The organism is Marivita sp. NO-S04 (genome assembly GCF_059070475.1).
In genome coordinates, this window is the sequence record NZ_CM180980.1 from 3,004,895 (window position 1) to 3,017,203 (window position 12,309).

At 59.8% G+C, this 12,309-nt stretch carries 11 protein-coding genes, 1 pseudogene and 2 riboswitches; of the genes and pseudogenes, 6 read left to right on the forward strand and 6 right to left on the reverse strand.

The window, feature by feature from the left end:
* Positions 1 to 38: 38 nt before the first annotated feature.
* A riboswitch (glycine riboswitch) is annotated at positions 39 to 105 on the reverse strand.
* A 3-nt stretch (positions 106 to 108) separates the two neighbouring features.
* A riboswitch (glycine riboswitch) is annotated at positions 109 to 195 on the reverse strand.
* A gap of 37 nt (positions 196 to 232) precedes the next feature.
* Complete coding sequence (locus ACK3EW_RS15355) at positions 233 to 703, reverse strand: RrF2 family transcriptional regulator (RefSeq protein ID WP_085628245.1); 471 nt, start codon at positions 701 to 703, stop codon at positions 233 to 235.
* 92 nt (positions 704 to 795) lie between these two features.
* Here ACK3EW_RS15355 and ACK3EW_RS15360 point away from each other — a divergent pair, with 92 nt between their 5' ends.
* Both ACK3EW_RS15360 and ACK3EW_RS15365 read left to right on the forward strand, forming a co-directional pair.
* Complete coding sequence (locus tag ACK3EW_RS15360) at positions 796 to 1,359, forward strand: gamma-glutamylcyclotransferase family protein (protein WP_493806869.1); 564 nt, start codon at positions 796 to 798, stop codon at positions 1,357 to 1,359.
* Positions 1,359 to 2,606: a DUF2254 domain-containing protein gene (locus tag ACK3EW_RS15365; RefSeq protein WP_493806870.1), complete on the forward strand. Its 1,248-nt coding sequence runs from the start codon at positions 1,359 to 1,361 to the stop codon at positions 2,604 to 2,606. The genes ACK3EW_RS15360 and ACK3EW_RS15365 overlap by 1 nt, the downstream gene beginning before the upstream one ends.
* On the opposite strand, the gene gltX is transcribed toward ACK3EW_RS15365, so the two are convergent.
* A complete protein-coding gene (gene gltX, locus ACK3EW_RS15370) occupies positions 2,603 to 3,940 on the reverse strand; it encodes a glutamate--tRNA ligase (RefSeq protein WP_493806871.1) in 1,338 nt (445 codons plus the stop codon). The genes ACK3EW_RS15365 and gltX overlap by 4 nt on opposite strands.
* 167 nt (positions 3,941 to 4,107) lie before the next feature.
* On the opposite strand from gltX, the gene ACK3EW_RS15375 reads away from it, so the two are divergent.
* A complete protein-coding gene (locus tag ACK3EW_RS15375; protein ID WP_493806872.1) occupies positions 4,108 to 5,034 on the forward strand; it encodes an MBL fold metallo-hydrolase in 927 nt (308 codons plus the stop codon).
* A gap of 42 nt (positions 5,035 to 5,076) precedes the next feature.
* Entirely contained in the window at positions 5,077 to 5,469 is a 393-nt protein-coding gene (locus tag ACK3EW_RS15380) for a metallopeptidase family protein (protein ID WP_439119058.1), read from the forward strand.
* Positions 5,470 to 5,517: 48 nt separating this feature from the next.
* On the opposite strand, the gene ACK3EW_RS15385 is transcribed toward ACK3EW_RS15380, so the two are convergent.
* Complete coding sequence (locus ACK3EW_RS15385; RefSeq protein WP_439119057.1) at positions 5,518 to 6,915, reverse strand: MORN repeat-containing protein; 1,398 nt, start codon at positions 6,913 to 6,915, stop codon at positions 5,518 to 5,520.
* A 155-nt stretch (positions 6,916 to 7,070) separates the two neighbouring features.
* On the opposite strand from ACK3EW_RS15385, the gene ACK3EW_RS15390 reads away from it, so the two are divergent.
* Positions 7,071 to 8,732 (forward strand): NAD+ synthase, encoded by a 1,662-nt coding sequence (locus tag ACK3EW_RS15390; protein ID WP_493806873.1) that lies wholly within the window; start codon positions 7,071 to 7,073, stop codon positions 8,730 to 8,732.
* Positions 8,733 to 8,749: 17 nt separating this feature from the next.
* On the opposite strand, the gene hppD is transcribed toward ACK3EW_RS15390, so the two are convergent.
* Complete coding sequence (hppD, locus tag ACK3EW_RS15395) at positions 8,750 to 9,844, reverse strand: 4-hydroxyphenylpyruvate dioxygenase (protein ID WP_493806874.1); 1,095 nt, start codon at positions 9,842 to 9,844, stop codon at positions 8,750 to 8,752.
* Positions 9,845 to 9,970: 126 nt separating this feature from the next.
* On the opposite strand from hppD, the pseudogene ACK3EW_RS15400 reads away from it, so the two are divergent.
* A pseudogene (locus ACK3EW_RS15400) lies at positions 9,971 to 10,438 on the forward strand (Lrp/AsnC family transcriptional regulator).
* Between the two features lie 84 nt (positions 10,439 to 10,522).
* Here the strand turns inward: ACK3EW_RS15400 and ACK3EW_RS15405 are convergent.
* Both ACK3EW_RS15405 and ACK3EW_RS15410 read right to left on the reverse strand, forming a co-directional pair.
* Positions 10,523 to 11,335, reverse strand: a complete 813-nt coding sequence (locus ACK3EW_RS15405; protein ID WP_493806875.1) for a trypsin-like serine peptidase — start codon at positions 11,333 to 11,335, stop codon at positions 10,523 to 10,525.
* Between the two features lie 85 nt (positions 11,336 to 11,420).
* A complete protein-coding gene (locus ACK3EW_RS15410) occupies positions 11,421 to 12,182 on the reverse strand; it encodes an NAD kinase (protein WP_085628255.1) in 762 nt (253 codons plus the stop codon).
* Positions 12,183 to 12,309 lie beyond the last annotated feature (127 nt).

Here is a 12,309-nt window from a genome sequence, read left to right on the forward strand (position 1 = left end):
TTCCAAATCGCGCAAAATGCGCGTTCGTCCTATGCCCCCTCTGTCCTTTTGCCTGAGATCGTTATCCCTTCGGCGTTCCGGGTCACGCCCGAAATCTCTCCAGAGTTTATGTCCGCGACGGTCCTTAGGCCTGAGAGTTTCCGGGGGCGGTTGCTCCTTCGGCACCGGTCGAACCGGTTCTCCCATCGTGGATGACGCGAGTGGTAGACCGTTTTCGCAACGGCCTCAAGTCTCAAACTGCGAGCGCGGCTTCTCTGGCAGCGCAGGCGCGTTCGGGGTTCAAGATGTCCAGAAGATCGGCATTGGTGCACACAAGCGCGTCCAGCGTGATCGGATCAAGCGATAGATAGAACGCCTCGACCGCGTCGGTCAAAGCCGTTCGCAGACGACACGCATCTTTCAGCGGACAGGTGTTGTCGACATCGGCAAAACACTCAGCCAGCGGCACCGGCGCTTCGAGCACGCGGAACACGTCTCCGATCCTGATCTGATCTGCCGGACGCCCCAACTCCAAACCGCCATTGCGCCCGCGTTGGGTGTGAAGGAACCCAAGTTGCCCAAGTTGGTTGATCACCTGAGCTAAGTGGTTTTCCGACGCATTACAACGTTCCGCAATTTCTGCCTTGGTGACAAGACGCCCCGTATTGGCGGCGCAGAACATGAGGACACGCATCGCGATGTTGGTTCGTTTGGTGACACGCAAGGCAGTCATCCTTTCAGATCGGTTGGCCATACCTACCGGATCATGCAAAGCTGTCTTTGATATACATCAACCGTTTCAGAGCAGATAGCCCCGTGAAGCACCCTCATTTTTTCGGTTACGGATCGCTGGTGAACCGCAACACACACAGCTTTACCCCACTTCATGCCTCGCACATCACCGGGTGGCGGCGCGTCTGGCAACGTGCGCCGAACCGCCCAGCAGCCTTCCTATCTGTGATTGCCGAAGCCGAAAGCGTCATCGACGGAGTCATCGCCCCCGTTCCGAATGACGACTGGGTCGCTCTGGATGCGCGAGAGTTTTCTTATTCCCGCCTTGCTGTCACCAACGCGGTTCAGCACACAGCGCAAGATGTACGTGACATCTCGATCTACGCCATCCCGCCGGGTAATGCGGCGCCACCGGACAAGGATCACCCGATCCTGCTCAGCTATGTCGATGCGGTTCTGCAAGGTTATCTGCGTGAATTTGGCGAAGCCGGGGCTGAACGCTTCTGCGCCACCACCGAAGGCTGGAACACCCCCGTACGCAACGATCGCAGCAATCCAGTCTATCCTCGGGCGCAAAAGCTTTCCACAGCAGAACAAGCCTTTGTCGATGACATGTTGGTAACCTTGCGCGCCAAGGTGTTTGCCTGATGCGCGAACGCATCTGGCTTTGGCTGACCCGGCTTTGGCGGCGCCCCGGCATCCGAATTTCAGCCTTTGGCAGCGCAGCCTTGCTGGTGGCACTGTTCGCACCGCTTTTTGATCAGTTCCTGCCCGACTCACTAGCCGAACGATTTTCACGCGACGCGGTTCTACCAATTCTGAACATCCTCGCCTCGTCGATGCTGGCCGTCACCACCTTTTCACTGGGCATCATGGTGCAGGCGTTTCGTTCGGCGGCAGGTCAGGCAACGCCGCGTGTGTACCGGCTATTGATGCAGGATATGACGACCCTCAACGTCATGTCGGTCTTCGTGGGCGCGTTCCTCTTCTCGCTTGCCTCCATCGTCATGTTCCGCGCGGGGTTCTACGGCGATTCCGCTGCTGTGATCGTCTTCGGTCTGACCATGGTCTGCATCCTGATGATCGTTGTCGCGATCCTGCGCTGGATCGCCCATCTCAGCCAATTGGGCAGCCTGCACCACACCCTGACTTTGATGGAACAATCCGCGACGCAACCGCTGGAACGGTTGGCCAAAACCCCCAACCTAGGCGCCCGCCCCGCGAGCGATGCACCGCGCGCACCGGACAGCTCAAAAGCACTCCTCTCACCGAGATCGGGCTATGTGCAATTCATCAGCCTGGCCCAACTCAACGAACAACTCGGAAAACAGGACGCGACGCTTTGGGTGTACACGCCCCCCGGCAGTTGGGTGCTCAAGGATACGCCACTGGCCTATGTCGATGGCGAATGCGACTTGGACGCGCTGCTTGAGAACTTCACTCTGGGGGATGAACGCACCGTCGAACAGGATGCCCGCTTCGGCCTTGTGATCTTGTCCGAAGTCGCCTCGCGCGCACTGTCACCCGGTGTGAACGATCCCGGCACTGCCATCGACGTGATCCACCGCATCGAACGCATCTTGTGGTCGCTGGGCAAGGGCATGAGCGACCCAGAGCGTGACACCAAACCCAAATTCGACAGGGTCATCATCGGCACGGTGTCAGCGAACGATCTTCTGCAGGACGGGTTTGCCAGCCTGATGCAGGACGGTGGCGACCGGTTTGATGTGATGGCGCAGATGCTTAAAGCTGCGAACCGCCTCAGCAAAAGCGACTGGTCGGATTTGGCGAAAGCCGCCGAAGAGACCCGCGCTGCCACGCTAGGGATCATCGACCGCCGGATCGACGACCCCGACGCGGTCAAAACCCTGCATCAAAAAGCCAAAGAGACTTAGGCTTTCGCGAGTTTGCGCGCTGGAATGGTTTGCAACACGGGTAGCAGATCGGCCATTTCCGGCCCCCGCTCTTGCCCCGTCAGCGCCTTGCGCAGCGGCATGAACAGACCCTTGCCCTTGCGGCCCGTCGCCTCTTTCACGGCGTTGGTCCAACTGCCCCATGCATCCGGGCCAAGTGGCCCCTCGGGCAGCAGCGCCATCGCTTCTGCAATGAATTCTACGTCTTCATCCGCGACCATCGGCTCCGCGCCCTCGGCACAGAGCGCCCACCATTTGGCGATGTCGTGGCGCGTGGTGATGTTGTCGCGGGCCACGTTCCAAAACGCTTCGGCCTTGTCAGCCGGAACGCCCAGCGCATCCAGGTCGCCTTTGACGGCCGTCACATCCAGCCCGTGCAACTTGCGCGCGGTCAGCGGGAACAGGTCTTCGAAATCGAACTTCGTCGGCGCAGAGCCAAACTGGCTTAGGTCAAACCCATCCGAGATCTCTTCGAGCGACAATCGCAATTCCACCGGCTGCGACGAACCCAGCCGCGCCATCAGGCTCAGCAATGCCTCTGGCTCAATGCCCTGCTCGCGTAAATCGCGCAGCGCCAGTGTGCCCAGGCGCTTGGACAGCGACTCGCCCTGCGGCCCCGTCAGCAACGAATGGTGCGCAAAGGACGGCACGGTGCCACCCAGTGCGCGGATGATCTGAATCTGCGTTGCTGTGTTGGTCACGTGATCCGACCCGCGCACCACATGGGTCACACCCATTTCGGTGTCATCGACGACGGACGCAAGCGTATAGAGGATCTGCTTATCCGCCCGGATCAGCACCGGATCGCTGACGCTGGCCGCATCAATCGAAATGTCGCCAAGGATGCCATCGGTCCACTCGATCCGTTCCTGGTCCAGCTTGAAACGCCAGACGCCATCGCCCCGTTCGGCGCGCAGTTTGGCCTTTTCATCATCGGACAAGGCCAGCGCCGCACGATCATAAACCGGCGGTTTGCCCATGTTCAGCTGCTTCTTGCGCTTCAGGTCCAGTTCAGTCGGTGTCTCGAACGCCTCGTAGAAACGCCCCATCTCGCGCAGCGTGTCGGCTGCCGCGTGGTACTGATCCAACCGCTCGGACTGCCGCTCAACACGGTCCCATGTCAGGCCCAACCACTCCAGGTCATACTTGAGCGCATCGACATATTCTTCCTTTGACCGCTCCGGGTCCGTGTCGTCGATCCGCAGGATGAATGTCCCACCGGACTTGCGGGCGATAAGGTAGTTGAACAAGGCGGTGCGCAGGTTGCCGACATGGATGTAACCAGTGGGTGACGGGGCGAAACGGGTGGTTGTCATGGACTGTGTCTCCTGTTGACCGCGCTTTCACACAAAGGGATGCTTTTGTCCAGAAAGCCCCGCACCAATGCTCTGCACGATTGCACAATCACGAAGGCGTGAAGGAACAAGCTTTGGTCGGTTTTGCAGCTACACTTCTTTCCAGATTAAACAGGGGAGCGACCAATATGTCCGAATTTTCCATGTCACGCCGCAGCCTTCTTGCCGGGGCCGCCGCCCTTCCGATGGCAGCAGGTCTTGGCATCACAAAGGCAAGCGCCGCCGGTCACATGCAAGGGGCACAGATTCCCCGTGTAAACCGTTTCGGCGTCGGCGATTTCGAAGTCACCACGATGCTCGTCGGTAGCCGCACAGTGGAAGAACCGCAAACGATCTTCGGCATGAACGTCAGCGCCGAAGAATTCGCAGCCGCTTCTGCAGAAGCGCGCATTCCGATCGACAAGGCGCAGTTCTTTTTCACGCCGACTCTTGTCAACACAGGCTCCGAGCTGATCCTGTTCGACACCGGCCTCAATGGGGCAGCCACTGCACAAGCGGTCGAAATGGCAGGCTATACTGCCGATGCCGTCACCCATGTCGTTTTGACCCACATGCACGGTGACCACATTGGCGGCTTGATGACCGACGGTGCAGAGACTTTCAGCAACGCCGCCTACATCACCGGTCAGGCGGAATTCGACCACTGGTCGGGCACCGACAACGAAGGCTTTGCCAACAACGTCAAACCGCTGGCGGAAAAGATGTCCTTCCTTGGCGATGGCGACAGCGTCACCTCGGGCATCACGGCGATGGCCGCGTTCGGGCATACGCCGGGTCACATGACCTTCATGCTCGACAGCAATGACCAACAGCTTCTGATCCTTGCCGACCTGACCAACCATTATGTCTGGTCGCTGGCGCATCCCGATTGGGAAGTCCGCTTCGACATGGACAAAGCCGCTGCTGCTGCATCGCGCCGCAATGTGCTGGGCATGCTGGCCACCGATGCCGTGCCGTTCATCGGCTACCACATGCCCTTCCCGGGTGTGGGCTATGTCGAAACCCGCGGTGACGGCTTCCACTACGTGCCGCACAGCTACCAGCTTCTGCTCTGATCCTGGCTTGACGCGGTCGCCCAACGGAGTGCTGATGCACGGATGACCGCGCAAGACGACATCGACGACATCACACGCTATGCCGAGGCAGCCCTGAACGGGCTGCCTTTGCCGTTTCGCGACCTATGCCAAGACGTTCTTCTGCAGGTCACCGACTGGCCACCCGACGATGTTCTGGCCGATCTGGAGATCGACGATCCGCTGGAACTGACCGGGCTCTATGACGGCATCCCCCTGACCGAGAAATCCGCCGGTGATCCGTCGCCCTTTCCCGATCAGGTCTGGCTTTATGCCGAACCCATCCTTGCCGAATGGCGCGACCGAAAATCAGTGACGCTTCAGGATTTGGTAGCCCATATCGTCGTGCATGAAATTGCGCATCACTTTGGCTGGACCGATGACGAGATTGCCGAAGTGGACCGCTGGTGGGAATAGCGCCGCCACAGTTTGCAAACCCGCGCACCGAGTTTGCAAACCCTCACGTCACCCGTCGGTCAGCGCCCCGTTGACCCATTCACCAGTGGCGGTTTCACCCGAGCCATAGCGCATCGTGCCAGTGCCCTGACGTTTGCCGTCTAGGAACGTGCCCTCGTAGACATCGCCATTGGCATAGGTCGCGGTTCCCTGACCGCTGATCTCGCCATTTTGCCAGTCTCCGACGTACTTGAACCCGTCGGCCATGGTGATCTCGCCCTGCCCATGACGCTGCCCGTCCGCAAACTGGCCAACATAAACGGTGCCATCAGTGTAAGTCGCCGTGCCCTGCCCGTGGCGCTGCCCGTCCAGCCATTCGCCTTCGTATTTGTAGCCGTCAGGGTATGTCATGACGCCATAGCCGTGGTTGCGTGCGTTCTTGAAGTCGCCCTCGTACACAAGCCCATTGGCATAAACCGCACGGCCCTTGCCGTCGATCACACCATCGATCCAATCACCTTCGTAGGTCGACCCATCCGGATAGGTGATCTTGCCCTCACCATTGGCAAGATCGCCCCGGAACTGGCCTTCGTAGACAGAGCCATCGGGATAGGTGACCTTGCCGATCCCTTCGATCTGCCCAGCCACCCATGCGCCTTCGTAACGGTAGCCGTCGGTGCCAACGAACGTGCCTTGCCCGTGGCGGAGATCGTCCTTGAACTCGCCTTCGTAGACATCGCCGTTGGCATAGCGCACCGTTCCTTGCCCGTCGCGGCGTCCAGCGACAAGCTGGCCCTCGTAAACATCACCGTTGGATTGGGTCAGCGTGCCGACCCCATCGATCTGCCCGTCTTTCCACATTCCGTCATAGACCAAACCGTCTGGCATGGTCAGTTTACCCTGCCCTTCGCGGTCACCATCCGCGACGCGGCCCTTATAGGTCGACCCATCGGGATAGGTGATGGTCCCGTTGCCTTCCTTGACGCCGTTGATCCAGTCGCCTTCGTAGACATAGCCGCCCGGGCTTTGCATCGTGCCACGCCCATGATGCAGCGCATTGCGGAACGATCCCTCGTAGCGCACGCCATTGGCATAAAGCGCCACGCCCTGCCCGGTGATCTTGCCGTCGAGCCACGAACCTTGATAGGTCGACCCATCTGCAAACACGATCTTGCCGATCCCCTCGGGCTTGCCCTTGTTGAACTGGCCTTCATAGACCGAGCCGTTCGGGAACCGCGCCACACCGTCGCCGCGAATCTCGCCCTCGACCCAGTCACCGGTGTATTCATACCCGTTCGGCAAACGGTAGGTGCCGGTGCCATGTTGCAACCCGTTGAGGAACGTCCCCTCGTACACGCCGCCATCATCGTATTGCTTGGTCTGCACCTCGCCGTCCTGCGCCACAGCGCCCTGTGCGAGGATAAGTGCGACGGCCGCACCCAGAATGACTTTGCTGCCCGGTCTCATTTGTTCGCTATCCCACTCATGTCCGTTGCCATGACCCTGTCCCCGAAACCTATGCGAGCAGGCGGGGTCAGACAATGTCTTATCCCACAAGTGGCTTTCCCTCGCGCGGGGTTCTGCTATGTCACCCGCGATATCGGCAAAGGAAGGACCGCCCCATGTCGGATCGGTTTCGCATCACTCTGGCGCAGTTGAACCCCACCGTGGGCGATCTTGCCGGCAATGCCGCCAAGGCCCGCGCTGCGTGGGAAGAGGGCAAAGCCGCCGGGGCCGATCTTGTCGCGCTACCCGAGATGTTCCTGACCGGGTATCAGGCCCAAGACCTGATCGTGAAGCCCGCCTTCGTGGCCCATGTTCAATCTGAACTGACCGCACTGGCCGAGGCCTGCACAGACGGACCCGCACTTGCGATTGGAGGTCCAAGCGTTGGTGAAGATCTTAAGCTGCACAACAGCTACTTCGTCCTGCAGGGCGGCAAGATCGCTTCGGTCGTACACAAGTACTTCCTGCCGAATTTCAATGTCTTCGATGAAGTGCGCCTGTTTTCGCGCGACATGATGCAGGGACCGGTGGCGGTGAACGGTGTCCGGATCGGCATGCCGATTTGCGAGGACGCATGGTATCCAGACGTGGTCGAAGCGCATGAGGAAAGCGGCGCGGAATTCATCCTTGTGCCAAACGGCTCCCCCTATTTCCGCGACAAGTTCGAGACCCGCCTGAACCACATGGTCGCCCGCGTGGTCGAATGCGGACTGCCGCTGATTTACCTCAACATGGTCGGTGGACAAGACGATCAGGTCTTCGACGGCGGATCGTTTGTGCTGAACCCCGGCGGTGTGCCTGCAGTGCAATTGCCGACCTTCGACGAAGTCATCAGCCATGTCGACCTAGAGCGCACCGACAATGGCTGGCGCGCACTGGATGGCGATTTCACCCAGCATCCCGATGCGATGGAACAGGATTACCGCGTCATGGTCACCGCGCTGCGGGATTACATGGCAAAGACCGGATTCAAGAAGGTTTTGCTGGGCCTTTCCGGCGGGATCGACTCTGCCATTGTCGCGACAATCGCAGTAGATGCTCTGGGCGCAGAGAATGTGCGTTGCGTGATGCTGCCATCCGAATACACGTCGCAAGGATCTTTGGACGATGCAAAGGCAGTGGCCGAGAACTTGGGCTGCCGGTACGATTTTGTACCAATTGGTAAAACCCGCGATGCTGTCACCGAAACGCTCGGCCCATTGTTCGAAGGCACGAAGCCCGATCTGACCGAAGAGAACATCCAGTCCCGCATCCGGGGTCTGCTGTTGATGGCGCTCAGCAACAAGTTCGGTGAGATGTTGCTGACCACGGGCAACAAGTCCGAGGTCGCTGTGGGCTATGCCACGATTTATGGCGACATGGCGGGCGGCTATAATCCGATCAAGGACATGTACAAAACCCGCGTCTTCGACTGCTGCCGCTGGCGCAACGCCAACCATCGCGCTTGGATGATAGGGCCAGAGGGCGCTGTGATCCCCGAGGCGATCATCACCAAGCCACCTTCGGCCGAACTGCGCAAGGATCAGAAGGACAGCGACTCCCTGCCCGACTATCCGGTGCTGGACGGTATCCTGCAAATCCTCGTGGACGAAGACGGGTCCATCGCGGATTGCGTCGCCGCCGGGTACGACCGCGCGGATGCCAAGCGGATCGAGCATCTGCTGTATATCAGCGAATACAAGCGCTTCCAGTCCGCCCCAGGCGCGCGCCTGTCGAAACGCGCCTTCTGGCTGGACCGGCGCTATCCGATTGTAAACCGCTGGCGCGACCCAAGCTAAGGGCCGCGCCGCGTTGGTCAGCTTGCCTTGAGCACACCGCGTTCGATCTGGTCGGCTTCGATGCTTTCGAACAGGGCTTTGAAGTTGCCTTCGCCAAATCCGTCATCGCCCTTGCGCTGGATGAATTCGAAGAAGATCGGCCCAATCACGGTTTTCGAGAAGATCTGCAGCAAGATGCGAGTCTCGCCGCCACCGACCACGCCTTCGCCGTCGATCAAGATGCCGTGTTTCTGCATCCGGTCGATCGGCTCTTCATGGCCGACAACGCGAGACTTGCTGAGGTCGTAATAAGCCTCCGGCGGGGCCGGCATAAACTTGAGCCCGCGTGACGCGATCTCGTCCACCGCGTCGTAGATGTCGCGCGCACCAACCGCGATGTGCTGGATGCCTTCGCCCTTGTAGCGTTTGAGGTATTCCACGATCTGCCCGGTCTCGCCCCGGTCTTCGTTGATCGGAATACGGATGCGTCCGCAGGGCGAAGTCAGCGCGCGACTTAGGAGGCCGGAGAACTTGCCTTCGATGTCGAAGAAACGGATTTCCTTGAAGCCGAAGATTTTGCCGTAGAAGTCGAACCACGTGTCCATATTGCCCTTGTGGACATTGTGGGTCAGGTGATCGAGGTAATGGAATCCCACACCTTCGGGATTGGCGGTGGAGACCCAGTTGAATTCGTCATTATACGGGTTCTGGCCGTAGTATTTGTCGATGAAATAGATCAGCAACCCGCCAATGCCGACAATCGCAGGCACATCCATCGCCTTGTCGTTGCCGTCATAGGGCGTGGCGCCCAGCATCACTGCGCGGTCATAGGCGTGTTTCGCGTCCACGACACGCCATCCCATCGATGGGGCGCAGGGGCCGTGTTCTTCGACAAAACGCATGGCTTGGCTGCCAGGTTCGTTGTTCAGGATGTAGGTGATGTCGCCCTGCTGCCAAAGCTCGATCTGCTTGGTCTTGTGCGTGGCAGTGTGGGTGTAGCCCATCTTGGTAAAGAGCGCCCGGAGCGCGTCGGGGTCGGGGTGCGCGAATTCGACGAATTCGAACCCGTCGGTCCCGGCGGGGTTGTCGTTGGTGATCGTTGCTTTCGGCGCATTGTGCGGGAACGGACCCATGGCATCCTCCTTGTTTTCACATAGATTACGGCGTCAGACATGCGTCGTGCGCTCATAGTTGCACGCGCTTGATGTTAATTACGCGCTGATCTTGCATGATTTCATCAAAAGATGCAGATTTTGCGCATGAATTCGCTTGACCCCAAAGACATCAAACTTCTTGCCCGGTTGCAAAGGGACGGCCAAACTTCGGCGCAGGACTTGGCCGAAGACCTTGGCATGTCGGCATCCCAGATCAGCCGGCGACGTCAGCGCCTCGAAGCCGAAGGCTATATCATGGGCACGCCATGCCGTTTGAACCCCACACGGCTTGGCCTGACGGTGCAGGCGTTTATTCAGGTAGAGACACGCGCCCAGAGCAACGGCACTCATCAATCCATCAAACGACTGGTTGCCACGACACCCGAGATCGTCGCGGCGTGAACGCTGACCGGAGAGGCCGATTACATCTTCCGGGTTTATTGCTTGGACTTGTCCGCGCTCAACCGGTTGGTGCAGGAGGTTCTCTTGCCGCACGACTCGATCGGGCGGGTGCACAGCCAGATTGTGATGGATCAGGTTAAAGACGACACCGCTCTGCCCTTGCCGCGCTGACCGGGGTACGGGGCACGCCTTTTGCAAAAGGCGTAAAGGCTTTTTCGGAAAAGCCTTTCACGGCCTTTCGAAAGGCCGTGCGCGTCAATCCACTTTGATGAACCGCGTCCCGCCTGCGCGTTCGCCGACACTAACCCGCCGGGCCCCTGCGGTCACCGGCGCGCGCGCCGCGTCATTGCGCATGTCGCGCAGCAATGCTCCCACGGCAACGGGCAAAGACATACCAATGGCCTCTTTCTCGGTATTGGGCGCGGTGGACATCATCGACACCACCGACACGATGCGCAGCCGCCCCTGATCGTTCACAAAGACGGGCGCACCGGATGACCCGAAGGTGACATCACAGTCAAAGCTCATCAAACCACCCCGGTAGGTCTGCTTGTGGCGACAACCAGATTCACGCTGAAGCGACGTGTTTCGACCCCTGCCATAGGATACAAGGATCACAGAACCCGCGTCCATCGCGCGGTCGTGTATGCGAAATGGTTCGGCCTCGGTGCTGAAAATCGGACTGTCGAGACGCAGCAGCGCAAGATCGGTGCGCACCTGCTCGGTCAGGGAAGCGTCCAGAGCCTCAAGGTAGCCGTGGGACAGAACAATTCGGGTGACTCCTCGGATAGCCGCTGTGAAGTCGTGGGTCAGGCCCGCACTAAAGCGCATGCGGTCTATTGGCAGCACGGTACGGGTGGCCTTATCAACCACGCAATGTGCCGCCGTGAGAACCAAGTCGCGGGCGATGAGCGTGCCGGTGCAGGTGCCGATTGACGTGTCCAGCCGACCAACGCCTTCCCATCCCAAGACCTCGCCCCGGTGATCCAGACGGTCGCGTTCCTGCGCTGCAGCTGCGGTGGGAAGACACATCAGCGCCGCCATAAACAGAATGTGAAGACCCCGCATGTTCCATGCCTTTCGCCGTTGACCCGTGTGCAAGGTAGCGACCGGAGATGGCACAAGATGGGCGGTTTTGCGACGCGGGTGGGCCTTAGACGAACTGCTCGCGGATCAGCCGTTCCTCTAGCCCGTGGCCCGGATCGAACAGCACGCGGTGGGCGATCGAGGGTTCTGACCGGATTTCGACCCGCACCACGTCACGCACGGCACGGGCGTCGGCTTCGGCCATAACCGGGCGTTTGTCGGGATCAAGCACTTCAAAGGTGACTTCGGCAGTTTTTGGCAAAAGTGCCCCCCGCCAGCGCCGCGGGCGGAATGCGGCCATTGCGGTCAGTGCCAGAACGTCGGAGCCAATGGGCAGGATGGGACCGTGGGCGGAGTAGTTGTAGGCGGTGGATCCGGCTGGCGTTGCGACCAATGCGCCGTCACAGACCAGTTCGGACATGCGCACCTTGCCATCGACACTGATCCGCAGTCGCGCAGCCTGTGGCCCCGCCCGCAACAGCGAGACCTCGTTGATCGCAAGCGCCCGTTGTGTGCTGCCGTCCTGTCGCGTGGCCAACATCGAGAGCGGGTTGATCACCTCTTCCTGTGCCTGCTCAAGCCGCTCTTCCAGATCGTGTTCCGAGTATTCGTTCATCAGAAAGCCGACTGTGCCGCGATTCATCCCGTAGACCGGGGCGGGCAGGTCTTGTGTCCGGTGCAGGGTTGCCAGCATGAACCCGTCGCCGCCCAGTGCAACGATCACGTCCGCACCGTCTTCGTTGTGGTCGCCATAGCGGCGGGTCAGCCCCGCTTTGGCCGATTGGGCAATCGGAGCAGAGCTGGCGGCAAAGGCGATGCGCAGGGACATATGTTCGGGTTCCTATCGGGGTCGTGCCGTTCCGAAACAAGCACAAACACCTGCCGCACGCCAGACATGGCGCAGCTTTGTGTCGTGTGGTCGCTTTCCAACCTTTGCCTTTTGGCGCGACTCCTAT

What these genes read in the sequence shown, in the direction of transcription:
- ACK3EW_RS15365 (WP_493806870.1), top strand. Translation starts at nt 1,359, where the DNA reads ATGCGCGAACGCATCTGGCTTTGGCTGACCCGGCTTTGGCGGCGCCCC.
- gltX (WP_493806871.1), bottom strand. Translation starts at nt 3,940, where the DNA reads ATGACAACCACCCGTTTCGCCCCGTCACCCACTGGTTACATCCATGTC.
- ACK3EW_RS15375 (WP_493806872.1), top strand. Translation starts at nt 4,108, where the DNA reads ATGTCCGAATTTTCCATGTCACGCCGCAGCCTTCTTGCCGGGGCCGCC.
- ACK3EW_RS15380 (WP_439119058.1), top strand. Translation starts at nt 5,077, where the DNA reads ATGACCGCGCAAGACGACATCGACGACATCACACGCTATGCCGAGGCA.
- ACK3EW_RS15385 (WP_439119057.1), bottom strand. Translation starts at nt 6,915, where the DNA reads ATGAGACCGGGCAGCAAAGTCATTCTGGGTGCGGCCGTCGCACTTATC.
- ACK3EW_RS15390 (WP_493806873.1), top strand. Translation starts at nt 7,071, where the DNA reads ATGTCGGATCGGTTTCGCATCACTCTGGCGCAGTTGAACCCCACCGTG.
- hppD (WP_493806874.1), bottom strand. Translation starts at nt 9,844, where the DNA reads ATGGGTCCGTTCCCGCACAATGCGCCGAAAGCAACGATCACCAACGAC.
- ACK3EW_RS15405 (WP_493806875.1), bottom strand. Translation starts at nt 11,335, where the DNA reads ATGCGGGGTCTTCACATTCTGTTTATGGCGGCGCTGATGTGTCTTCCC.
- ACK3EW_RS15410 (WP_085628255.1), bottom strand. Translation starts at nt 12,182, where the DNA reads ATGTCCCTGCGCATCGCCTTTGCCGCCAGCTCTGCTCCGATTGCCCAA.